Consider the following 22,718-nt stretch of genomic DNA (forward strand, 5'->3'; position numbering starts at 1 on the left):
GAGGCAGGTCAGCCCTTGACCGCGCCCTGCATGATGCCGCCGACGATCTGCCGGCCGAGGAGACCGAAGACCAGCAGCACGGGCAGCGTGCCGAGCAGGGTGCCCGCCATGATCACGGACTGGTCGTGGACGTAGCCGCCGCCGAGCTGGCGCAGGGCGACCTGGACGGTGGGCTCGGACGAGGTCAGCGCGACGACCGGCCAGAAGAAGTCGTTCCACGCGGCCATGAAGGTCAGCAGACCGAGCACGGCCATGCCGGGCCGGGCGATCGGCACCACGATCGACCAGAAGATCCGGGCGGTGGACGCGCCGTCCACCCGCGCGGCCTCGATCAGCTCGTCCGGCAGTGACTGCACCAGGTACTGGCGCATGAAGAACACCCCGAACGCCGACACCAGGCCGGGCAGGATCACGGCCTGCAGCTGGTTCACCCAGCCCAGCTCGGCGATGAGCATGAACAGCGGGATCACGCCCAGCTGCGGCGGGATCATCATGGTGCCGATGGTGATCGCGAGGAGCGCGCCCCGGCCGCGGAAGCGGAGTTTGGCGAAGGCGAACCCGGCGAGCGTGCAGCACAGCACGGTGCCGAGGGTGATCGAGCCGGAGACGATCAGGGAGTTGAGCAGCGCCTTGCCGATGTCCGCCTCTTCGAGGACCGCCTCGAAGTTGCGTATCAGGTTCGGGCCGGGCAGCAGGGTCGGCGGGACCTTCGCCAGATCGGCGTTGGAACGGCTCGCGGCGACGATCGTCCAGTAGAACGGGAAGGCGGAGAACAGTACGGCGACGATCAGGATGCCGTACGCGAGCGGACCGGCGTGCAGGGTGCGGCCCGCCCGGGAGGACCCGCGCCGTGGCACGCGCGCGCCTTCCGGGGCCGGGGGAGTGCTCGGCGGGTCCGCGGGGGCGGGCGACGCCGAGGTGGTCGCGGGGGCGATCGGCGCGGTCATCGGCCGGCCTCCTTGCGGGAACGGCGGCGCGCGATCAGGGCGTTGGCCCCGACCACCACCACGATGAGCAGGAACATCACCCAGGCGATGGCGGCGGCGCGGCCCAGATGGAAGAAGCCCCAGCCCTGCTCGTACATGTACAGGCCGAGCGTCTGGTACTGGTGCGAGATGCCGCCCGAGATGGAGCCTTCGAGCAGCAGCGGTTCGCCGAACAGCTGGGTGGCGCCGATCGTCGAGACGATGACGGTGAAGAGGATCGTCGGCCGCAGCCCCGGCAGCGTGACGTGGAAGAACTGGCGCCATCGCGAGGCCCCGTCCATCGCGGCGGCCTCGTACAGCTCATGGGGGATCGACTGCATGCCGGCCAGGTAGATCAGCGCGTTGTAGCCGGTCCAGCGCCAGATGACGACCGTGGACACGGCGATCTGCGAGGCGACCGTGCCGTTCTGCCAGTCGACGGGGTCGATGCCGATCAGCCCGAGCGCGTAGTTGATCAGCCCGAAGTCCCGCCCGAAGAGCTGGGCGAAGACGAGGGTGGCGGCGGCCACGGAGGTCGCGTACGGCAGGAGGACGGCGGTCCGCAGGAAGGTGCGGCCGCGCATCCGGTAGTTCAGGAGGTGTGCGAGCCCGAGGGCCATGACCAGCTGCGGCACGGTGGACAGCACACCGATGGTGAAGGTGTTGCGCAGCGAGAGCCAGAAGTACTCGTCGCCGAAGAGGGCGGTGTAGTTGCCGAGGCCGCGCCACTCCATGTCGCCGGGGGTCTGGAGCTCCACCCGGTACAGCGAGACGAAGGCCGTGTAGATCAGCGGGAAGAGACCGAAGGCGGCGAACAGGGTGAAGAACGGGGCGAGGTAGGCGTACGGCGAGAACGTCTGCCAGGCCCGCCGGGCGGAGCCCCGCCGCGCGGGCGGCGGGACCGGCCGCGGCGGCGCCGGAGTCTCGGATGCGGTGAGGGTCACGGTGCGGCCCTTCGGAGGGGAACGGGGGCGATGAAGGGGGAGAGGGAGAAGGAGGAGGAACCGCGGCCGGAGCCGCGGTCGCCTGCCGGAGCCGCGGCGTCAGCCGATGGTGTTCGCGACGCCCTTCTTGGCGTTCGACCAGGCCTTCTCGGGCGAGGTCCCCTTGCGCTCCACCTCGCTCAGCGCGTTGGTGATCTGCTGCGCGATGTTCTGGTCGTGCACACCGAGCACCTGGACCGGGGCCGCCTTGGCCGCCTCACCGAAGATCTGGCCGATGGGGGCGTCGGAGAAGAACGGGTCCTTCGCGCCGGAGACCTTCGCGATCGCGCCCGTGGCGGAGGGGAAGTTGCCCTGCTTCTCGAAGAGCTTCGTCTGCTGCTCGGGCGCGGTGAGCCACTTCACCAGCTCGTACGCCTCCTTCTTGTTCTTCGCGGCCTTCGGCACCGCCAGGTAGGAACCGCCCCAGTTGCCGGCGCCGCCGGGCAGTGCGGCGACGTCCCACTTGCCCTTGCCGGACTCACCGGCCTGGCCCTTGATGTAGCCGAGCATCCAGGCGGGGCAGGGGATGGTGGCGAAGGAGCCGGCCGCGAACGCCTGGTTCCACTGCGGGGACCACTGGTCGAGCTTGGCGCTCAGCCCGCCCTGGGCGGCCTGGACGGCGTGGTCCCAGGCGGTGCGCAGCGCGGGATTGTTCTCCCAGATCAGCTTCCCGGAGGCGTCGTAGTAGCGCTCCTTCTCCTGGCCGATCATGATCGAGTAGAGGCTGCCGACGCTGTCGAGCCAGGCGCTCTTGCCGGGGGCCTTCGCCTTGTACTGCTTCCCGAGGGCCAGGTAGCCGTCCCAGGTGGCCCACTTCTTGGCCAGCTCCTCGCGGTCGGTCGGCAGACCGGCCTGCTTGAAGAGGTCGGTGCGGTAGCACATGGCCTCCGGGCCGACGTCGGTGCCGAGGCCGAGGACCTCGCCGCTCTTGCCGGTGGCGGCGGCCCACTTGGCCGGGGCGAACTGCTCCTTGAGGCTGTCCGCGCCGTACTTCCGCAGGTCCTCGAAGCGCTCGGCCTGCTGCTGGGTGACGGAGGCGATCCGGCCCACCTCGATGCCCTGCACATTGGCGAGCCCACCGCCGCCGGCGAGCCGGGTCTGGAGGGACTTCCAGTAGTCGGCCTCGTCCTCGGTGTCCGTCTGCTTGATGGTGACGCCCGGGTGGAGCTTCTCGTACTCGGCGTACAGGCCGGCCTCCTTGTACCCGAAGGAGCCGAAGAGGTCGACGGTGATCGTGACCTTGCCGCCGGCGCCGTCGGAGGACGTGTCGGCCGACGTGCCCCCGCAGGCGGCGAGGAGGGCGCCGGTGAGCGCGACCGCTCCCAGGCGGACGACGGTTCTCCTGGCGGTGGCGGCGGTGGTGGCGGCTCGGGTGATGGGCATGGGAAGCCTCCCTTGGCTCCGGAACGAGAGAGAACGGCTGAGAGCGCTCTCAAGCGTGCGGTCGGAGCGTGCCCGTGATCGAGGTCATCCGTCAAGGCTCGAAGGCGTAACGGACGGGAAGAGCTCTCAAGTCCCGCCTGTGTTCAATCTCTTGACACAGTCGTTTCGACGGTTTTACGTTTCCGGCGTCTTGAGAGCGCTCTCTTGCGGCTCTCCACCCCTCTCCCCACGCATCCCCTCCGTGCCCCCACTCGTCGCGACGACATGAGGTGCCGTACACATGTCAGCCCCCCGCACCAGGCCCGCCGCAGCGCTGGTCCTGGTCTCCGCCCTCGCCGCCCTGGGACTCGGCCCCGCCGCCGCGCCCGCGGCAGCGGCCACCGTCCCCACGGGCGCCGGAAGCTACTCCGACACCCGTCCAGCGGGGACCTCGGGCCCCACCACCAACACCGGCGCACCGGTCACCCCCAAGGTCACCGCCGCTGCCCAGGGCAAGCCCGTCCCCACCAACGACTGGTGGTCCTCCCTCGCCTTCCAGCGCTACGGGGACAACCCCTACTCCACCCCGATGTACGGTCACCCGCTGACCTACCAGGCCGTCGCCGGCGGCCTGGAGGTCGGCTACCCGACCAGCCCCGCCGTCGTCGGCGACGGGCGCCAGTACGAGTTCGCCCACAAGCGCGACCTCACCCTCGGCCTCACCGGGCTCAACTCGCCCGACACCAAGGCCGACGCCTGGTCCGACTGGACCGTCACCCCCTACTGGTCCGACGGTGCCCGCACCCTGCGCACCACCATCGGCCACGGCATGCCCTTCGTATACGCCAAGGGCACCGGCGGCGACGCCCGGATCACCACCGCCACCGCGCCCACCGTCTTCGCCGACCAGGGCAACGTCCTCGGCATCACCGTCGGCGGCCACCACTACGCCCTCTTCTCGCCCAGCGGCACCGACTGGAACATCTCCGGCTCCACCGTCACCGCGGGCCTCGGCGGCAAGGACTACTTCTCCGTCGCCGTCCTGCCCTCCACGGACGCCCTCGCCACCTACCGGAAGTACGCCTTCAGCTTCGTCACCGGCTCCACCGTGAACTGGAGCTACGACGCCGGCACCGTCCGCGCCACCTACTCCCTCACCACCGAGGCGAAGGAGGGAACCGAGCGCGGCGCCCTCCAGGCCCTCTACCGGCACCAGTGGCTCCACACCACCGACCCGCTGACCCCCTACACCTACGTGTCCCCCCGGGGCACCATGAAGGTCCGCGAGTCGGCCTCCTTCACCACCACCCAGAAGGCCGCCGCCACCCTGCCCGCCCTGCCCGGCAACACCGGCGCGGACACCGCCCGGCTGCGCGGCTACCTGAACGAGGTCGCGAACTCCTCCGACCCCTTCTCCGGAGCCGTCGACACCTACTGGACCGGCAAGGCGCTCGGCAAGCTCGCCCAGCTGGTACCGCTCGCCGACCAGATCGGTGACACCGCGGTCCGCGACAAGCTCCTCGGCCAGATCAAGGGCCGCCTCCAGGAGTGGTTCACGGCGGGCGGCGCCACCGAGTTCTCGTACGACAACGCCTGGAAGACCCTCACCGGCTACCCGGCCTCGTACGGCAGCGACACCGAGCTCAACGACCACCACTTCCACTACGGCTACTACGTGTACGCCGCCGCGATCGTCGCCCAGTACGACGCGGCCTGGGCCGCCGACTCCGCCTGGGGCGCCATGGTCAAGACCCTGGTCCGCGACACCGCCAACCCCAGCCGCACCGACACCGCCTTCCCCTTCCTCCGCGGCTTCGACGTCTACGCCGGACACAGCTGGGCCAGCGGCCACCAGGGCTTCGCCGCGGGCAACAACCAGGAGTCCTCCTCCGAGTCGACCAACCTCAGCGCCGCCCTCGTCCTCTGGGGCTCCGCCACCGGCAACACCCAGCTCCGCGACCTCGGCACCTACCTGCTCACCACCGAGGGCGAGGCCATCGCCCAGTACTGGTTCGACGCCGACCAGCAGGTCTTCCCCGGCTCCTTCCAGCACGACACCGTCGGCATGGTGTGGGGCAGCGGCGCCGCCTACTCCACCTGGTGGACCGCCAACCCCGAGGAGATCCACGGCATCAACGTCCTCCCGGTGACCGGCGGTTCGCTCCACCTCGGCGGACACAAGGACGCCGTCCGGCGCAACATCGCCGAGATGGAACGCGAGAACGGCGGACCCGCCGTCGAGTGGCGCGACATCCTCTGGGAGTTCCAGTCCTTCGCGGACCCCGGCGCCGCCAAGGCCAAGTGGGACGCGGGCAACGCCGGATACACCCCCGAGGCCGGCGAGTCCAAGGCCCACACCTACCACTGGCTCACCGCACTCGACACGCTCGGCGCGCCCGACACGACGGTCACCGGATCCATCCCCACCTCGGCCGTCTTCGCCAAGAACGGCACACGGACGTACGTGGCCCACAATCACGGCTCCACGGCCCGCACCGTCACCTTCTCCGACGGCAAGTCCCTCTCCGTGCCCGCGCGTTCCACCGCGTCCGGCACCGGAACGGGCGGCACCGACCCGGACCCGGAGCCCGAGCCGGGCACCGGCAACACCTTCCAGCTCCGCACCGGAGGGGCGCTCACCACGGCCACCGGTGCCACGGCCGGCAGCGACACCATCGCCTCGGCGCAGGGCGGCAACCACGACGGCACCCCGAACCGGCCGCTCGTCTACGAGGTCAAGGGGGTCAACGGCACGCTCAAGTCCGGCGGTTCCACCGCCTTCCGGCTCCAGGTCGACGCCGGTACGGCCGTCGGGCTCGGCCAGCAGGCCCGGATCAGCTACGACCTCACCGGTGACGGCACCTTCGAACGGACGGAGACCTACCACTACTTCGCGACCGACCCGGTGACCGGCTGGGAGGAGTACGCCCAGTCCCGCGGGCTCAAGTCCGCGACCGGAACGCTCGGCAACCTGGCGGGCGGGACGGTACGCCTGGAGGTCTGGAGCGCGATCGGCAACGGGGACGCGCGCGTCCAGACCGGCACGGACCGGTCCGTGGTCGTCATCCCGTTCGACTGACCCCGATCCCTTCGGGGACTCCCTCGGGGTACGGCGGCGGGCCCGGGTTCCTCCTCACCCGGGCCCGCCGTTCCGCGTGCTCCCGCCGTTCCTCGTGATCCTCCTGCCGCATCGGGCTCCGGGCTCCGGGCTCCGGCCTCAGGCCGAGTCGCGGCGCACCAGTGACGTCGGAGTGATCACCGACGGCGGGATCTCCGGGCCGGTCCCTTCGAGCAGTCGCATCAGAAGCTTCACCATCAGCCGGCCCATGCCCTCGATGTCCTGGTGCACCGTCGTCAGGGACGGGGACGTCCTGCGGACCACCGAGTCCATGTCGTCGAAGCCGACGACCGCCACGTCCTCCGGCACCCGCACACCACGCTCCCGCAGGGTCAGCAGCGCACCCGAGGCCATCAGGTCGTTGGCGACGAACACCCCGTCGACGTCCGGACGCCGGTCGAGCAGTTCCGCCATGGCGCGGGCGCCGCTCTCCTCTGTGAAGTCGCCCTGGCACAGCAGGGCGGGGTCGGCGTCGACGAGGACGTCGCGATAGCCGTGGATCCGGTCGAGCGCGGACGTCTGGTCCTGGGGACCGGAGATGTGGGCGATGGTCCGGCGGCCGAGGTCCACCAGGTGGCGAACGGCCTCCCGGGCGCCGCCGCGGTTGTCGCAGTCGACGAAGGGGACGGCCGGACTCGTACCGGGAGAGGGGCGGCCGCCGAAGACCACGGGGATACGGGTCCGGTCGATGACGGCCGGCAGCGCGTCGTCGTTGTGCAGCGAGAAGGCGAGCGCGCCGTCGACGTGCCCGCCGCCCAGATAGCGGGCGATCCGGTCGTGGTCGCCCGGCCCCTCGACCCACAGCAGCACCAGCTGGGCGTCGTGCGCGGTGAGCTCCCGGCTGATGCCCCGTACCTGCTGCTCGAAGAACGGGTCCGAGAACACCCGGAACTCGGGCTCGGCGATGATCACCGCCACGGCGCCGTTGCGCCGGGTGACCAGGGTGCGGGCCGCGTGGTTCGGCACGTATCCGAGCTCGTCGACGGCCTTGCGCACCTTCTCGACCAGCGGAGGGCGCACGCCCGCGCCACCGTTGACGACCCGGGAGGCCGTGGCGCGGGACACGCCGGCGCGAGCGGCGACGGCTTCCAGCGTGGGGCGGGGCCCCGTGGACTGCTCGGGCAAGGCGGGCGCTCCTCGGCTGTGTGGGTGGGCTGCGGTGTCGGGTGTGCGGTGCAGCGGTGCACGGCGCGTGCGGTGTGCGGTGTGTGCGTTCCTGTGTGGATCAGGATATCTGTAGCCCCCATGCTCTGAGAGCGCTCCCAGCCGGAATGGCCTCGCACCGTTCGCCCGGCCGCCGAGGACGTCGGGAAACCCGTTGCCGCACCTCCGGCTGGCTGACTACCGTCGGGGCCCTACGACGTGTAGCTCAGCAGCAGAGCGCCGGGCTCGGGACCCGGAGGGCGCGGGGGCGGAACCCGCCACGTCGGCTTATGGACACACACGCTGACAAGCAGCCACCGATCGTGTCGGGCTCCTACGCCGAGGGGCAGCTGGCCCGTGCCTTCGTCACCGCGCTCACCCACACGGACCCCGCCACGCGGGCGCGTGCCGAGGCACGGGCCGGCGGCTGGCGGCGCGTGCTCACCGGGATGGCCGCCGGCACGCTGAAGGTCGGCTCGCGCACACCGGTACGCGATCTGCCCGCCTGGGTGACCCTCGAAGTGCTCCACGGGGGCTTCGCCACGGGCGCCGCCCGCGCCGGCGGCCCCCTGCTGCCGTACGAGGCGGAGGCGGCGCGGAAGGCGGGCGTGCCGGAGGACAGGGAAGCCCTCTTCGCCCACTGCCTCACCGAGCAGGGCCTGGCGGAGCTGTGGGCCCTCCTCGACAGCACCTGTTACGAGGTGACCCTCCCCGAGGAGGCCGCGCTGCTCACGGTGGCCTGGCTCGTACGGGCCGGGGAGTCCGAGGCGGCCCTGGAACTCGTCCGGGAGATCTCCCCGTTCGCGGCGACACTGCGGTTCACCCCGCGCCCGACCGCCTCTCCGGCGCCCGCCACCGACGCCGTGCACCGCCGTACGGTCGCGGAGGCCGGAGCCACCCTGGCCGGCCGCGGCCCGAACGGCGCCGTCGAGACCCAGCGCGAGGCGCTGGCCGTCTGGCGGCCCTTCGAGGACGAACTGCTCCGGCACTGGCTGGAGACGGCGGGCCCCGACCACCGGGTCCTCGACCGGGCACCCGACAGCGGGTGGCACGAGCGCGGCGCCGCCCTCCTCGCCCGCTACCGGCTGCTGGCCCGGGAGCACACCCTGTGCGGTCGTCACCGCGACCCCAAGGGCAATCCCGGGATCCTGCGCGGGGCCCTGGAGGAGACCGCGGCCGGGCGCCCGCTGGACGCGCGCCGGCTCGGGATGCTGCGGCACGCCGTCACCTCCATGGTCCGCAAGCGGGGGCTCCCCGGCTCGGCACGGCACACGGCGGTGCGCGGCGCCCAGGCGGCGCAGGCCGCCCTGCCCTCCCACCGGGACATCGCCCACCTCGTCGCCCACCGGCTGTCCGCCCTGCCGCAGGAGACCGGCGCGATCGACCCGGCCGCCTGCGTCGCCCCGGTGACCGAGGCGGAGGAGCGGCGGTCGGGCCTGCCCGCCGGCACGGTCGTGCCCCCCGCGATCGGCCGGGTGGTCGAGGCGGCGCGGAGCGCGCCCCTCCGCACGCTGGTGGAGCTCGGTGTGGTCCCCTCCGCCGAGGTGATGGCCGAACTGGTGCCCCAGCTCGTCGCCGCCGAGACCGCCGAGGCCTACCCGGACGCGCCGCTGCGCACCCTGGCCGCCGCGAACTACCGGGCGTTCCGCAACCGCCGTTCCCTCCTGATGCTCGACCTGGAACGACAGGTCAGGCCCGAGGAACTGCCGTGGGTCCGCGCGGTGTCGGGACGGAAGGCCTCGGACACGCGCGTGCGTGCCTCCGCCCACGCGACGCTGCGCCGGCTCGCCGAGGTCGCCGTGGACGGCTTCCCCGGCACGCTGCTGCCCAACCCGCTCGTCCGTGAACTGGCCGTGCTCGCCCGCCGGACCGAACTGGACGCCCCGCTGGTCGAGGAGCTGGCCGCGGACATCTTCATGGGCACCTTCAGCCCGAAGTTCCAGGCCGCCGCGGCGGTGGCCGGGGAGCTCCTCGGCGGCGGATCGCTGTACGAGCGGTACTACGGCATCGACTACGCCGCCGTCCGCGCCCCGGCCGACGGCGGGACCGGGCGCGGGGCGGCCGGACGGAAGGCCGCCCGGGACGCCCCCGAGTTCGCCGCGCTGTGCCACGAGCGGGCCGGTGCGCGCAATTCCTACGGCGTCGCGGAGAACGGCACGGTGATCGAGCAGGCCCAGATCCTCACGACCCACAACCTCGCCACCCTGGTCCACCGCGTCGGCATCGCGCCCGACCGCGGCTGGGCGGACCTGGCCCGGCGGTGCTTCGTCACGGTGTGCCGACTGACCGCGCGGGCGCAGCACGAGCGGCGCCCGCTCGGCACGGTCAAGGACGCGGCGTACGCCTGGCGGCAGATGCTGTTCCACCTGTCCCTGTGCGAAGCGGGGGAGGTGGCCGGGGTCCTGTCCTGGACGCGCGGCGAGGTGGCGGACCGTCCCGCGCAGGTGGCCGCGCGGCTGGCGCCCGCCCTCGCGGGTCTGCGGCTGGTCGTCGACGGGGGGTCCTTCGCCGCCGACGGTACGGCGGACTCCGGCCGGGCCCGCAGGCTGACCGGCTGGACCACGACGGGCGACCACTGGCTGTGCGCCGGGCCGGCGGTGACGCCTCTCCGGCGGTGACCTTCTCCGGCGGGAGCGGCCCGGGCTCCGGCGTGAGCGTCCCGGGCTCCGCCGGAGCGGCTCGGGACTTCCGCCACAGCCGTACCCGGGGCTTCCGTCGGAGCGGCCGCGCTTCCGTTCGGAGCGGGGCGGCGGTGAATTCCCGCCGGTTCGGGCGGTGTCAGTGCCGCGTGCGACGATCCTGGACATGATCGCCTCGCTCGAAGCCCTGTTGCCCGTCACCGGTCGGACGCACGTCTCGACCACGTACGCGGACTGGGTCGCCGCCCATGACCCGGACGCCGCCGCGGCGGCGCGCGACCTGACCGACGCCATGGGGGACGAACTCAACCGGTCCTGGACCAAGCCCGGCGCGTTCGTCGACGCGATGGCGTGGCGGGCACGGCAGCTCCCGGCGGCGCACCTGCCGTGGTTCTGGGACACCGTCGGCCACCGGCTGATCGGTTACGGGAGCCGGCCGGGCGGCCGGGCGTACGTGGCGGCGCGGGCGGCCGAGGCCGAGCACGGGCTGCCGGTGGATCCCGCCTACCGCCGGGCGAACGGGCTGCTGTTCGCCGCGGGCGGGGCCATGCCGGCCAAGGAGTTCGGGGCCCATCAGCGCCTGCTCGCCGACACCCTCGAACCGGCCGAGGCGTACGCGGCCCTGGGAGCGTTCCTGACCGCCTGGGCGGGCTCGAAGGCGGACCTGCCCGCGGACCTGGTGCGCCGGGTGCGGGCCTCCGCCAAGGCCGCGGGACACGGCGACGCCGAGATCGCCCGAGTGGTGGCCGCCGTCGTCTCGGCCACCCGGAAGAAGTCGGTGCCGGACGCCCTGCTCATCGCCGCCGAACCGCTCCTGACGGCCCATCCGCCGACGGAGGAGATCGCGGCCGGGCTCGTCGAGGTCTTCCCCGAGAGCGTCACCGACGGCGGGGCCTGGCTGCGGGTGCTGATCGGCTGCGGCGCGACGGAGGCGATGGAGGCCGGACGGGTCGTCCCGGAGGGCGGACTGCACCACTGGGTCGGTCACTTCACGCACATGTACCAGTACGCGCAACAGCCCCGCGGCGGAGTGGGCCGACAGCAACTGCCGCCGGAGTTCCTCGACCTGGTGGGCCGACTGGGACCGCGGCTGCGGGCGGCGGGCGAGCCCGTGACCGCGCACACCACACGTCACCACTACAAGGGCTTCGACGCGGACGTCCTCGACGCCTGTCTGGCGGCCGGGGTCGCGGTGGTCGACCCGGGCCCCGAGATCCGGATGCGTTTCTGGGGCGAGAAGTCCCGGCGGGACCTCGCCGCGCTCGCCGCCGACCCGGTGTTCGGACCCCGTCTCGAAGGAACCGTGCACGCCGGGATGATGCCGAACTGGTACGGCGCGCCCGGACGGAAGGCGGGTTCGGCCGTGACGCTGCTCCCGGGCAACGACGGCATCGCCCAGGAGGTGGCCGGGCGGGTCGGCAAGCTCGTCGACACCGTCGGGGGCGGCGGCATGGCGGGAGCCGAGGAGGCCGTCGCCGAGCTGGAGACCCTCCTCGACCGGCCCACGGTCACCGCACTCGGCGGCATCGGCGACGCCCTCGCGGACGCATCCGCCGGAGGCGCGCTGCGGCGCTCGCTGGCGGCCGGTCTGCCCGAGGAACTGGCCTGGCCCGCGCTGGAGGCGGTGTACGAGGAGTTCGCGACGGGCGCCGTGAGCGCGGCGGCAGACGCCCCCGCCGGGCACGGCGCGACGGCGGACGGCACCGCACGGCAGACGCGGAAGGACACGGTCACGACGGCCGAGGACGCGGCGGCGACCGGAGCGGCCGCGTCGGTCGGTGCGGCCGGGCTCCCCGGAGTGGCCGGTGTGACCTCCACCTGGCCAATGCTCACGGTGTTCGGGCGCGACCGGGCCGTCGCCGTCGCCCCCGACGGGGTGCGCGGCTCCTGCGGCTTCACGGTGCCGCAGGACGCGACGATGTTCGCCGTCCACTACGTCGGCGGCTCCTTCCTGGTGAGCTGGACCCTCAAGCCGAACCCGTACCACTGCGACACGGCCTTCTGGGCCGACCGGCCCGACGAGGTGTTCACCCCGGAGGACGACGGCGGTCTGGTGCCCTTCGGCGGCAGTCTGGACGGGGCCTACGGCTTCCAGTTCGAGACCGCCGACGGCGGAGGACGCCACGCGGGTCTCCGCGTGACGCGTCCGGGCGACAGGGAGGGGATCGACCGGGAGGAACTCCAGCTCGGCGACGGCTCGCGCATCTGGACCAACGCCGTCTACGGGCGGGGATGGGAGGAGGTGGACCCGGTCACCGGCGTTCGCACCGGCGCCGCGCCGCTGCCGGACTTCCCCGGCCGCGCCGCGAGCCCCGATCCGTCCGCGCGACCGGCCGAGGCCGACCTGACCCTCGCCCGCGATGCCCTTCAGCTGGCACCGCTTCCCGCGGGAACGACCGACTCCCCGCTCGGCAGCCGGGACGGGCTCGTCGGGACCCGGATCCTGTTCCGCACCCGGTACCGCGACAACGCTCCCGACCACTACCTCGTGGAGAGCATCGACGGGCGCACCGCCCGCTTCGAGATCGACCGGCCGGGGCAGGAGCCCTGGGGCCTCTGGGCGCCGCCCGAGGGCGCCGTCGAGGACGTCGTCCTCGCCGAGGCCAGGACCCCGACCGGCGTGCGCGCCTACGCCGCCGACGGCGTCCTGCTGTGGGAGCTGGACGGGCACCACTCGCCCCGGCACCACTGGGCGAAGCCGGAACGGCGGGTCACGGTGTCCCGGGGCGTAGCCCTGCCGCCCGCCTTCTGGTACCTGCTGCGAACCAGGGACGCGGCCGGCTCCAAGGCGCTGCGCTCCGTGGAACGGCACACGGCGGACAAGCTCCTGGCCGCCGCCCTCGACGGCGGGGAGGCGCTGCGCGCCGCTGTCGCACGAGAGCTGCCGGACGTCACCGACCGGGTGCTCGTCGACGCCGTCGTGGCGGTGACCGAGCGGGCCGCCCGCGTGGAGGAGCGCCGACGCGCCCTGCACCGGCGCGTCGGCCTGCTCTCCGAGGCGCCGCCGGTCCTCCCGAGCCGCGCCGTGCCCGACACGGAACTGATGCCCGCCCTGTTCGGCCTCGTCGTGGACGGGGAGAGCGACCCCTGGCGCCGCACCCCGGACGGCGCCCAGCCCGCGACGCTGAGCGCGCTCGCCGCCGACGGCGCCTGCCTGGCGGGCACGATCGTCGAGGAGGTGCGGCGGCTCTCCCCGCCCGCCGCGCCGCACGACTGGTCGCAGCTGCTCGGCGCGATCGACGCGGTCGCCTGGCGGGCCGCGGTGGCGCCGACTCCCGATCCGGAGCGGGCCGCGCTCCTCGCGCTCCTGGAGACCTGGGCCGACCAGCCCTTCGCCCGCCCGGGCAGCCGGTGGTGGACGGGCCGCACCTCCGACCCCGCGATCCTGGACGGGCTGCGGGAGAGCGGTACGCCCGTGGCGTCCGCCGCGGTGTGGGACGGTGGCAGGGCCCGATGGTTCGTGGCGCCCGCCGCCGGGGAGAGGGACGGAGACCCCGTCCCGCGGGCCGTTCCCGAGGCCCGGCAGGTGGAGGTCGAGCGGGACGACTCGGCCCGTCTGCGCGCCCTCCTGGCGGCGATCGTCGAGCACGGCCCCCTCACGGTGCCGGAGTCGGCCGCCGTGCGCTTCGCCGAACGGACGGGCGTCCGACTCCCCGTGGCCCGGCTCGTGCTCGCCGGTCTGGTCGGCCGTTTCGACCAGGAGGCGCAGCGCTCCCTCGTCCGCAAGGCACCGTACCGGGCGAGCCCGATGACGGCCGAGGCGTACGAGGAGCTCGGCGCACGGCTCGGCGGCGAAGGCCGGAGGGCCGTTCTGGCCGCCGCGCTGCCCGGGGACCCGGCCGAGCTGTGGCGGCCCGGCGGGATCGAGGCGGCCGTGGAGCGGATGGCGGACGAGTGGCGGGAGCGGATCGGCGGGCTGCCCGCCGTGCACGACGAGGCGGCCGACGCCCTGGAGGCCGACCTCGGCCTCTCCGAGGTGTGGGCCCGGCGCCTCGCGGGCGGCTACGGGGCCGCCGAGGACACGACCGTCCCGGCGGTCGGCTGGGACCTCGCGGCACCCCGGTACGGCCTGGGCGTGGAGGTGCGGGCGCTGCCGCCGGCGGGACCCGAGCTGCCCTACGGGACCCCCGTCGGCCTCGCGATCGAGCAGATCGCGAGCGCGCTGGTCTGGGCGTGCACCGACCGGCCCGTCGGTGACCCGGCGGTGAGCGGCGCGACGGCGCTGTACGAGCGGCTGCGGGCCGAACTGTCCCGTCCGGAGCTCCTCGTCGAGCTGCCCGGCGGGCGGGTCCGGGACACCTCGGCGCGGATCGCCGAGCGCTTCGGGCCCGCGACCCTGCCGGTGTCCCTGGACCGCCGTCAGGAGGAGGGCGAGATGCCGGCCATGACGGCGTACGACTCCGGCCCCCTCGTGGTGTGCGCGCCCGGCGGCGACTCCTTCCTGCGGCCGGCCGAGGTCGCCGACCCCGAGGTGTGGCGCCGGGTCCGCGGGACGACCGACCTCGCGGAGGAACTGGACCGGCTGGCACCGCTGCTCGTCGGAGGCGGACTCGACCGCATGATGCGGCGGGCGGGATCGGGAGCCGTACCGGACGGCGCGTACGAGGCCGATCCCCGGCGGTCCTGCCCCGAACTGGTCGCCCGTGCGGCGGCGGAGCTCGGCGCAGGGACGGACGCGGCCGCCCTGTACCTCCAGCTCGCGACGCTCGCCGCGCCCACCGACCGGAACGTACGCAGGTGGAACGGCTGGACGACCAAGCGGCACGCCGAGGTCCGGGCGGAGCTCCTCGCCACCGGCGCGGTCGTCGAGGCCAAGCGGGCCCGGGCGGGCCGGACCCTGTTCCTGCCCGGCGACTGGACCGAACTGAAGTCCCCGCACCTGCCCCTGGAGAAGGCGAAGCTGGCGAGCCACCAGGTGCGCCCGATGTACGGCAACCAGGTGCGTTCCCCGTTCGTACGCCTGCAGCCGACGGCTCCCCTGCACGAGATGTTCGCCGACGCGTGGGAGCGGGAGCGGGGGCAGGGCGCCTGACGAGGAGGGACGGCCTCCGGGCGCGGTGCCGACAGCGCGTCCGCACCCGGAGGTCGTCCGTACGTACCCGGAGATCGTACGTACCCGGAGGACCCCGCAGGGGATCCGCGGTCAGTCGTCGTGGAGTGCGGCGACGAAGGCGTGGGCCAGAGTCCGGGTGTGGGTGAGGGTGATCAGCCACGACCGCACCCCCGCCTCCTCGGCCAGGGCGGCGGCGCGGCCCGTCAGCCGGAGGGACGGGCATCCCGACGCGGCGCGCACCACCTCGATCTCGGTGAGGACCGAGCCGCTGAGTCCCACGCCCAGTGCCTTGAGCACCGCCTCCTTGGCGGCGAAGCGAACGGCGTACCGCTCGGCGGAGTCGGCGGGAATGTCGCACCAGGCACGCTCTCCCGGGGTGAACACCCGCGCGGCGAAGCGTGGTTGACGATCGAGAACGGCCCGCATCTCGTCCACCTCCACCAGGTCCGTGCCCACGCGCAGCACCCGTCTGCCGACCAGTCCGTGCGCCGCGGAGGCGGCGGCCTCGGCGATGACCCGGTCGTCCGCCCCCGATCCCTCGCAAACCCTTTCGACGGACTGTCCGCCGTCCACCGAACCGATCATCATGCCAAGATCCAACTCTCTTGCTCCGTCGAGCGATCGGCCGATAAGGTGCCGTGCCGTCACCCATGATGGAGCACGCGCGCGCCGTATTCGAGCGCCGACCGAGAGGGTCCCCGCGATGAGTCTGCGGTTCACGCTTCAGTCCAACCCCGCTCCCGCGAGCCCCGAGCGGCGCGCCGAGATCCTCGCCGACCCGGGGTTCGGCCAGTACTTCACCGATCACATGGCGCGCGCGGTGTGGACGGCGGACGGCGGATGGGGCGATGCCGCCGTCGTCCCGTTCGCACCGATCCCCATGCACCCGGCGGCGGCGGTCCTGCACTACGCGCAGGAGATCTTCGAGGGGATGAAGGCCTACCGGCACGCGGACGGATCGGTCTGGACGTTCCGTCCGGAGTCCAACGGCGAGCGGTTCGTGCGCTCCGCCCGGCGGCTTGCCCTTCCCGAGCTCCCGCTGCCGGCCTTCCTCGACTCGGTCACCGAACTCGTCCGGGCCGACCGGGTGTGGGTGCCCACCGGCGGGGAACAGAGCCTCTACCTGCGGCCGTTCATGTTCGCCTCCGAGCCCTTCCTCGGTGTGCGGCCCGCCGCCGAGGTCACGTACATGGTCATCGCCTCGCCGGTCGGCCCGTACTTCTCCGGCGGCGTGAAGCCGGTCTCGATCTGGCTCTCCACCGACTACACCCGGGCCGGGCGCGGCGGGACCGGCGCGGCCAAGTGCGGCGGCAACTACGCGGCCAGCCTGGCGCCGATGCTGGAGGCCGGCGAGCACGGCTGCGACCAGGTCTGCTTCCTGGACGCCGCCGAGGGCCGCTACGTCGAGGAACTCGGCGGCATGAACCTCTACTTCGTCACGGACGACGGCCGTCTCGTCACCCCGGAGCTCGGCACGATCCTGGAAGGGGTCACGCGCGCGTCCATCCTCGCCCTCGCCAAGGAGATGGGGCTCGACGTGGAGGAACGGGCCGTCGAGATCACCGAGTGGCAGGAGGGCGCGCGGAGCGGCGCGATCCGCGAGGTCTTCGCCTGCGGCACCGGTGCGGTGGTGACGCCCGTCGGCCGGCTCGTCTGGACCGACGGCGAGGTCGTGGCCCCGGACACCGGCGCCGACGACTCGGTGACGATGCGCCTGCGCCGCCGCCTGGTGGACATCCAGTTCGGCCGGGCGGAGGACCCCCACGGCTGGATGCGGCGCCTCGTCTGATCCGACGGCGGAGCACCGGGGGCCGCGCCCGCCGAAGGAGCGTGCGCGGCCCAGGAGGACGGGGCAGGCCTGAGCGGGCCGCCCGCGCCGAGGGCCCCGCGGGCACCTCGCCCACAGTGCCCGCCCGCGGTGCCCGCGCCTTCGGTGACTGCCCGCAGCGCCCGCCCGCAGCGCCCGCCCGCAGCGCCCGCCCGCAGCGCCCGCCCGCGGGGCCCGTCCTCAGGGCCCGTGCGGCCCCGCCGTCAGCAGGCCGAGACCCACCGCCCCGTTCGGGCACACATCCCCGCACTCGTCGCCGGTGGACGTGGCTCCCTCCGTGACCGGGAGGCAGGCGTCCGCCAGATCCTCGGCGCGCAGGGCACGGCCCCTGCCCACACCCCGCTGGACGGCGAGCGCCACCACTCCGGCGGCGTACGCGGTCGCACCCGACGTCCCGCTGGAGACCAGCCAGCCGTCGTCCGGTGCCGTCCCGTCGTAGGCGCTGTTCCGCCGGTCGAAGAGACAGCCCGGCTGGGTCGGGAAGACGATGTAGTCACCGTTCGGCAGCATGCCGCAGGGCCCGGACAGATCGGGGACGCTCCGGCCGGGGAAGACCGCCGAGCGGTAGCTCGACGCCAGGTCGGAGGCGCGCCGCCGCCCGTCCGGCCCGACATGGACGCCGCCGACCGTCAAAGCGCCCGGGGTGGCCACCGACTGGAACATGGCACTGGGCCGATCGGTGGAACCGTTGCCGGCGGCGAACAGGACGGTGATGCCCCGCCGGACCGCGTCGGCGACCTCCAGGTGCAGCTGCGGCTCCTCCCGCAGGGTGCCCCAGCTGCACGAGACGACGTCCGGTTCGAGGCTCACCGCCCGCTGGAACGCGGCGAGCGGGAAGGAGAACGCCTCGTTCGCCATCTTGACCATCGTGAGCTCCGCCCGGGGGGCGACAGCCAGGAGCAACGCCGACATCGCGGTGCCGTGCCCGCGCTCGTCGGCGGCCGGGTCGAGGCCGGTGACGGCGGGTACCACGGAGGTCGTGTACCCGTGCGCCCGGTGATGCGGATGCGCGTACAGTCCGGTGTCGACCATGACCACCCGCACCCCGTCCCCCCGGATCCCGGCGGCGTGGAGCGACTCCGCGCCCGCGACCCGCACGGCGTCCTCGGGCAGACGCAGACAGCGGTCGGTACGGGGCAGCGGCGGGGCGGCGTCGACGGTCAGCTCGAAGCCCGACCGGGGGACCCGTATCTCGGCGATCAGTTCGGGGTGCAGCCGTGACCGCAGCTCGCGCGGGGCGGTGAGTTCATGGCGGACGGATCCCCGGATGTACTTGTTGCGCACCGGGACCACGGGGCTGCCGAAGACCTCCGCGATCCGTGCGTTGTCCCCGGCGACGGTGAGGCCGACGCCCGTCCGCGCCTCGACGTCCAGCCCCTCGCGGGTGAACGCGTCGGCCAGGCGGTCGACGACGCCCGGGGCGGGCAGGAACTCCTCCACCGGCACGCGCGACAACTGGGCCGGCTCGTCCCCCAGCTGTCGCCCGGTGGCCGAGCGGGGGACGACGGTGACGACGCCGCGCCGCTCGAAGCGGGCGAACTCCTCCTCCACCATGCGGAGTCTTCCCTTCAGCTGTTCGCGAGTGCCCGCAGGCGGTGCCGGTCGAGTTTGCCGGACGGTGTCAGGTTCACGTCCTCGTCGGCCAGGAAGTCGATCCGGGCCGGGAGCATGTAGTCCGGCAGCCGGAGCGCCAGCTCCCGCCGCAGCTCGGTCTCACCGGAACCGGAAGCGTCCCCCCGGCCCAGGACGAAGAGGGTGATGGCCCGGCCCGTCAGGGGGTGCTCGGCGGGCACCGCGCAGCAGTCCGTCACCCAGGCCACGGCGAGGGTGGCCGCCTCCACCTCGGACAGATGGACCAGATTCCCGTTGATCTTGAGGGCGTCGTCACGGCGGCCGAGGAACACCAGCGCGCCGTCGTCCCGGCGCCGGACGTAGTCGCCGGAACGGTAGTAGCGGCCGCCGTCGGGCCCCGGCAGCTCCACCACCGCCCGGGCGGTGAGTCCGGGTTCGCCGCAGTAGCCCACCATCACCTGCGGGCCGCCGATCAGCAGCTCCCCGGTCGCGCCGTTCGCGACCGGCCGGAGCTCGTCGTCGACGACGAGGAGGTCGACGTGCGGCAGCGGGCCGCCGATCGGCAGGAACTCCTCCGTGTACCCGGCGATGTCGTCGGTCAGGTAGAGCGTCGCGCTGTGGGTGGTCTCGGTCGGCCCGTACCCGTGGACGTACGTGAGTCCCGGAGCGAAGGCGGCGAAGGCCCGCAGCACCGGCACCGGGCACGCCTCGCCGCCGAACCAGAGGCGCCGCAGGGAGCTCAGGTCGCGCCGGCCGGCGTCGCTGAAACGGCCGACCAGCATACGGATCACCGAGGGGATGAGCAGTGTGTCGGTGATCCGCCACTCCTCGACGGCCCGGGTGATCTGGGTGGCCATCCGCAGCCGGGGGAGCAGATGGACGCTGCCGCCGACCAGGAAGGTCGACCAGAGGTCGACGACCGAGGCGTCGAAGAAGAGCGGCGCCACGTTCAGGAAACGCATGCCGTCCTCGAAGCCGACCACCTTCTGCACCCCTTCGAGCAGGGCGCACAGGGCACGGTGGCTGATCACGACGCCCTTGGGCGAGCCGGTCGATCCCGAGGTGAAGACCACGTACGCGGGGTCGTCGGGGCTCCGGTCCGCCGGGTCCGCGGGACGTACCTCGCTCTCGGCCGCCGGATTCCACCCGCCGTCCCCGGGAGCGTCCCCGACGGTGACCACGCGGCCGGCCGGCGCGCCGTCGAGCAGCCCCCGGTGACCGGGCTCGACCACGGTGACGGTGGGACCGCACAGCCCGAGCAGCACGGCGACCCGGGCGGCGGGCAGCGACTCGTCCACCGGCACGTACCGGGCTCCGAGCCGCAGCGCCGCCCACATCACCGTCACCGAGGCGACGGACTTGTCCATCACCATCGCGACCGTGGAGCCCCGGCCGACGCCGAGTCCGGCCAGCAGGTCGGCCAGCGCCTGCGTCCGGCGGGCGAGGGTCCGGTAGGAGACCACCTCGCCGGTGTCGAGCGCCACCACGGCCGTGACGTCGCTCTCGCGGCGGCGTTCCAGGATCAGGTCGGCGAGCGTCGGCACACCCCCCTCCGGGTACGCGTTCATCCGTCCTCCTGCCAGGTGAGAGGGGATTCGAGCCGCCGCCGGATCGCGTCGAGCAGCTCGGGGAACGTCTCCATCTGCTGCTCGTACGAACCGAAGTGGCCCATGCCGTCCATCGCCGTGAAGTCGCTGCCCGTCAGTTCGTGCAGTTCCTCGGCGATCTCGAAGGGGACCCAGGGGTCGTCCTTGGAGTGGAACTGTGCGATGAAGCGCTGGTTGGCCCGGATGGCGTCCCAGTCCCACGGCCGGTCGAAGAACCCGCTGCGGCGCTCCAGTTCGAAGCCGCAGTCGGTGTGGTGTCCGGCCACGGCGAAGGTACCGAGCAGCGGCGCCGTCTCCGCGTACCGGAACGCGGCGAGCGCGCCGGAGGAGTGGCCGACGATCACCGTGTTCTCGTCGGGCCGGACGACATCCGTGAGGTAGGGCAGCCAGAACCGCATCCGGCCCTTGATCGGGTCCGGAAAGGTCTCGGCCACCACCCGGTGGCCGAGGGCCTCCAACTCCCGTCTGAGGTACGGGAACCAGATGCCCTCGACGCTCGCGCCGGCGTTCCCGTGGATCAGGACGATCCGCAGGTCCGCCCGGGAGCGGGGCCGGACGGGCCCCGCTCCCGCGTCCGGCCCCGTCGTGGAGATCTCAGACAGGGGACACCTCGTCGTCCAGGAGCTCCTCGAGCAGCTCGGACAGCGAACCCAGGGTCGCGAAGTTCTCGACGGTCAGCAGCTCGGGTTCGAGCTCGATGTCGTAGAACGTCTCGAAGGCCAGGGTCAGTTCGATCATCTGGGTCGAGTTCAGCGAGAGCCCGCCGTTGAACAGCGGGGTCCCGGATGAGAGCTCGACCCGCTGGTGCGGGAAGATCTCGGCGATGACCTTGCGGAGGTCGTCCTCGATGTCCGCCCGGGTCTTGCGGTCGCTCACCCTCGGTTCAGCTCCTCTCGGGCGCCGCGGCACCCTCGTCCTGCGGCTTCGCGGCCGTGACCTCTTCCGCCGTCTTCGGGCGGGTCTGCAGGAAGAGCGGGGTGCGCGGGATGTTCTGCGCGTCCTGGTGGAACGGGTTGCGCTTGTTCTTCAGCGACAGGTACATGGTGCGGCGGGCACGAGCCTTCTCCTCGTCGGAGTAGAAGAGGAAGGCGATGTTCCCGGCGTTCTCCCGGCCGACCTCGGTGAGGGTGACCTCCTCGTCGGTCTCCACGGCGTAGCCGCCCTCGACCAGCCAGTCGATCTCCCGGCGGTACTTCTCCAGGTTGGCCACGTCCGCCTTCTTCACGGTGCCGAAGACCGGGAAGAAGACCATGACGCGGTTCTCGACCTCGTCCTCGCTGCAGATGCGGCCCTGCTCGATCGGGATGATCCCGGCCTCGACCTCGCGCATCCACCGCTCGACGTCGGTGTGGTTGCGGTAGCTGCGCTCGCCCATGTAGTTCTCGGCGGCCGGACCGATGCCGAGTGTGTAGCTGGCGCGGTAACCGTTGCCGCCGCAGGCGTGGTTGAGACCGATCTCGCCCGGGTCGTCGAGCCGGGTGAAGAAGTTGATCAGCAGCTGCTTGTCGTAGCCGTACGCCGCGAGCCCGTCCTTGATCTGCCGGTACTGCTCGCGCTCGATGGCGCCCGACGGCTTGACGTCGGCGACCTTGCCGGCGCGGATCTGCTGGTCGAGCCGGGTGCCCTCCCACTGGTTGAAGCGGTAGGTCTGCACGAAGCTGGGACGCAGCTCGGCACAGATGCCCTGGAGGTCCTTGGCGAGGACCTCGTCGTCCTGCCCCGGCAGGTTGTACATCAGGTCGAGCGCGAAGGTGCGGATGCCGGCCTTGCGGATGTTCTCGGCCGTCTGGTGGACCTGCTCGACGGTGGCCTTGATGGTGAGCTTCTTGCGGATCTCCGGGTCGAGCGTCTGCACGCCGAAGGAGATACGGGTGATGCCGAGCGACTTCAGCATCTCGATGTAGCCGTCCTTGGAGAGCCCGAGCGGGCTGCCCTCCAGGGAGATGCCGTCGACCTCGCTGAGGTCGAACTCGCGGTGCACGGCCTCCAGGATGGTCGCCATGGAGTCCTGTTCGAGCGCGGAGGGCGTACCGCCGCCGAACTGGACGTACTTGATCTTCGTTCCCCGGAAGTACTTCGAGCGCGCGTTCCGCTCGATCTCCTTCACCATCGCCTGCACGAACCGCTTCTGCCGCTCGCCCTGGTACTTCGCCGCGGACTCCTTGAAGCACGCGCAGAAGTTGCAGAACGCTTCGCAGAACGGGATGTGGAAGTAGAGCAGGATGTCGGTCTGCTCCGGGTGCGACTGCCGGTCCAGGAAGGAGAAGTACTCCGCCTTCTGCGCCTCGTCGTCGAGGGCGTCCTGGAAGGCGCAGATCTTGGGGTAGAACCAGGTGACGTTGGTGCGCTTCTCGGGGCTCTCGAACTCGTCCTTCAGATAGAAGTTCGAGTCGAGCCCGAGCATGAAGGGGTTCTCGACTTGGGTCGTCATGGCCTCGGATCCCGCTC

14 protein-coding genes and 1 tRNA gene are annotated in these 22,718 nt (G+C 72.8%); 5 read left to right on the top strand and 10 right to left on the bottom strand.

Annotated elements, in window-relative coordinates:
• Positions 1-8 precede the first annotated feature (8 nt).
• The 3 genes from IE311_RS03340 to IE311_RS03350 all read right to left on the bottom strand — a co-directional run bounded on the left by IE311_RS03340 (position 9) and on the right by IE311_RS03350 (position 3,331).
• Positions 9-947: a carbohydrate ABC transporter permease gene (locus IE311_RS03340; RefSeq protein WP_189830003.1), complete on the bottom strand. Its 939-nt coding sequence runs from the start codon at positions 945-947 to the stop codon at positions 9-11.
• Positions 944-1,909 (bottom strand): carbohydrate ABC transporter permease, encoded by a 966-nt coding sequence (locus IE311_RS03345; protein WP_189830004.1) that lies wholly within the window; start codon positions 1,907-1,909, stop codon positions 944-946. Before IE311_RS03345 ends, IE311_RS03340 begins: the two co-directional genes overlap by 4 nt.
• Positions 1,910-2,008: 99 nt before the next feature.
• The gene (locus IE311_RS03350; protein ID WP_189830005.1) at positions 2,009-3,331 is read right to left on the bottom strand and encodes an ABC transporter substrate-binding protein; all 1,323 of its coding nucleotides are present in this window, start codon (positions 3,329-3,331) and stop codon (positions 2,009-2,011) included.
• Positions 3,332-3,611: 280 nt separating this feature from the next.
• Between IE311_RS03350 and IE311_RS03355 the strand changes: the two genes are divergently transcribed.
• Positions 3,612-6,389, top strand: coding sequence for a glycosyl hydrolase (locus tag IE311_RS03355; protein ID WP_189830006.1), 2,778 nt, complete (start codon positions 3,612-3,614; stop codon positions 6,387-6,389).
• A gap of 138 nt (positions 6,390-6,527) precedes the next feature.
• Here the strand turns inward: IE311_RS03355 and IE311_RS03360 are convergent, their stop codons facing one another.
• Positions 6,528-7,553: a LacI family DNA-binding transcriptional regulator gene (locus IE311_RS03360; RefSeq protein WP_189830007.1), complete on the bottom strand. Its 1,026-nt coding sequence runs from the start codon at positions 7,551-7,553 to the stop codon at positions 6,528-6,530.
• 233 nt (positions 7,554-7,786) lie between these two features.
• Here IE311_RS03360 and IE311_RS03365 point away from each other — a divergent pair.
• The 3 genes from IE311_RS03365 (at position 7,787) to IE311_RS03375 (ending at position 15,242) form a co-directional block, all read left to right on the top strand.
• Positions 7,787-7,858: transfer RNA gene (locus tag IE311_RS03365), tRNA-Pro, on the top strand.
• Positions 7,859-7,861: 3 nt separating this feature from the next.
• On the top strand, positions 7,862-10,189 hold the full coding sequence (locus tag IE311_RS03370; protein ID WP_189830008.1) for a hypothetical protein: 2,328 nt from the start codon (positions 7,862-7,864) through the stop codon (positions 10,187-10,189).
• A 187-nt stretch (positions 10,190-10,376) separates the two neighbouring features.
• Positions 10,377-15,242: a hypothetical protein gene (locus IE311_RS03375; RefSeq protein ID WP_189830009.1), complete on the top strand. Its 4,866-nt coding sequence runs from the start codon at positions 10,377-10,379 to the stop codon at positions 15,240-15,242.
• A 111-nt stretch (positions 15,243-15,353) separates the two neighbouring features.
• On the opposite strand, the gene acpS is transcribed toward IE311_RS03375, so the two are convergent.
• On the bottom strand, positions 15,354-15,851 hold the full coding sequence (gene acpS, locus IE311_RS03380; RefSeq protein WP_229901686.1) for a holo-ACP synthase: 498 nt from the start codon (positions 15,849-15,851) through the stop codon (positions 15,354-15,356).
• Positions 15,852-15,966: 115 nt separating this feature from the next.
• On the opposite strand from acpS, the gene IE311_RS03385 reads away from it, so the two are divergent.
• The gene (locus IE311_RS03385; protein WP_189830010.1) at positions 15,967-17,052 is read left to right on the top strand and encodes a branched-chain amino acid aminotransferase; all 1,086 of its coding nucleotides are present in this window, start codon (positions 15,967-15,969) and stop codon (positions 17,050-17,052) included.
• A gap of 219 nt (positions 17,053-17,271) precedes the next feature.
• On the opposite strand, the gene IE311_RS03390 is transcribed toward IE311_RS03385, so the two are convergent.
• From IE311_RS03390 to IE311_RS03410, 5 genes are read right to left on the bottom strand one after another with little or no spacing between them, the layout of a single operon-like run.
• Positions 17,272-18,645 carry a S8 family serine peptidase gene (locus IE311_RS03390; protein WP_189830011.1) on the bottom strand — a complete coding sequence of 458 codons (1,374 nt, stop codon included), beginning with the start codon at positions 18,643-18,645 and terminating at the stop codon, positions 17,272-17,274.
• Between the two features lie 14 nt (positions 18,646-18,659).
• A complete protein-coding gene (locus IE311_RS03395; RefSeq protein ID WP_189830012.1) occupies positions 18,660-20,231 on the bottom strand; it encodes an amino acid adenylation domain-containing protein in 1,572 nt (523 codons plus the stop codon).
• Positions 20,228-20,863: an RBBP9/YdeN family alpha/beta hydrolase gene (locus IE311_RS03400; RefSeq protein WP_308439794.1), complete on the bottom strand. Its 636-nt coding sequence runs from the start codon at positions 20,861-20,863 to the stop codon at positions 20,228-20,230. Before IE311_RS03400 ends, IE311_RS03395 begins: the two co-directional genes overlap by 4 nt.
• A gap of 1 nt (position 20,864) precedes the next feature.
• Entirely contained in the window at positions 20,865-21,146 is a 282-nt protein-coding gene (locus tag IE311_RS03405; RefSeq protein WP_189830013.1) for an acyl carrier protein, read from the bottom strand.
• A gap of 7 nt (positions 21,147-21,153) precedes the next feature.
• Positions 21,154-22,701 carry a coproporphyrinogen-III oxidase family protein gene (locus tag IE311_RS03410; protein ID WP_189830014.1) on the bottom strand — a complete coding sequence of 516 codons (1,548 nt, stop codon included), beginning with the start codon at positions 22,699-22,701 and terminating at the stop codon, positions 21,154-21,156.
• Positions 22,702-22,718 lie beyond the last annotated feature (17 nt).

Origin of the sequence: Streptomyces zaomyceticus, from assembly GCF_014656215.1 — a bacterium.
Lineage (GTDB): Bacteria > Actinomycetota > Actinomycetes > Streptomycetales > Streptomycetaceae > Streptomyces > Streptomyces zaomyceticus.

Bases quoted from the DNA above. Each gene is read 5' to 3' on its own strand.
- IE311_RS03340 (WP_189830003.1), bottom strand. From the start codon at position 947: ATGACCGCGCCGATCGCCCCCGCGACCACCTCGGCGTCGCCCGCCCCC.
- IE311_RS03350 (WP_189830005.1), bottom strand. From the start codon at position 3,331: ATGCCCATCACCCGAGCCGCCACCACCGCCGCCACCGCCAGGAGAACC.
- IE311_RS03355 (WP_189830006.1), top strand. From the start codon at position 3,612: ATGTCAGCCCCCCGCACCAGGCCCGCCGCAGCGCTGGTCCTGGTCTCC.
- IE311_RS03370 (WP_189830008.1), top strand. From the start codon at position 7,862: ATGGACACACACGCTGACAAGCAGCCACCGATCGTGTCGGGCTCCTAC.
- IE311_RS03375 (WP_189830009.1), top strand. From the start codon at position 10,377: ATGATCGCCTCGCTCGAAGCCCTGTTGCCCGTCACCGGTCGGACGCAC.
- acpS (WP_229901686.1), bottom strand. From the start codon at position 15,851: ATGATGATCGGTTCGGTGGACGGCGGACAGTCCGTCGAAAGGGTTTGC.
- IE311_RS03385 (WP_189830010.1), top strand. From the start codon at position 15,967: ATGAGTCTGCGGTTCACGCTTCAGTCCAACCCCGCTCCCGCGAGCCCC.
- IE311_RS03390 (WP_189830011.1), bottom strand. From the start codon at position 18,645: ATGGTGGAGGAGGAGTTCGCCCGCTTCGAGCGGCGCGGCGTCGTCACC.
- IE311_RS03395 (WP_189830012.1), bottom strand. From the start codon at position 20,231: ATGAACGCGTACCCGGAGGGGGGTGTGCCGACGCTCGCCGACCTGATC.
- IE311_RS03410 (WP_189830014.1), bottom strand. From the start codon at position 22,701: ATGACGACCCAAGTCGAGAACCCCTTCATGCTCGGGCTCGACTCGAAC.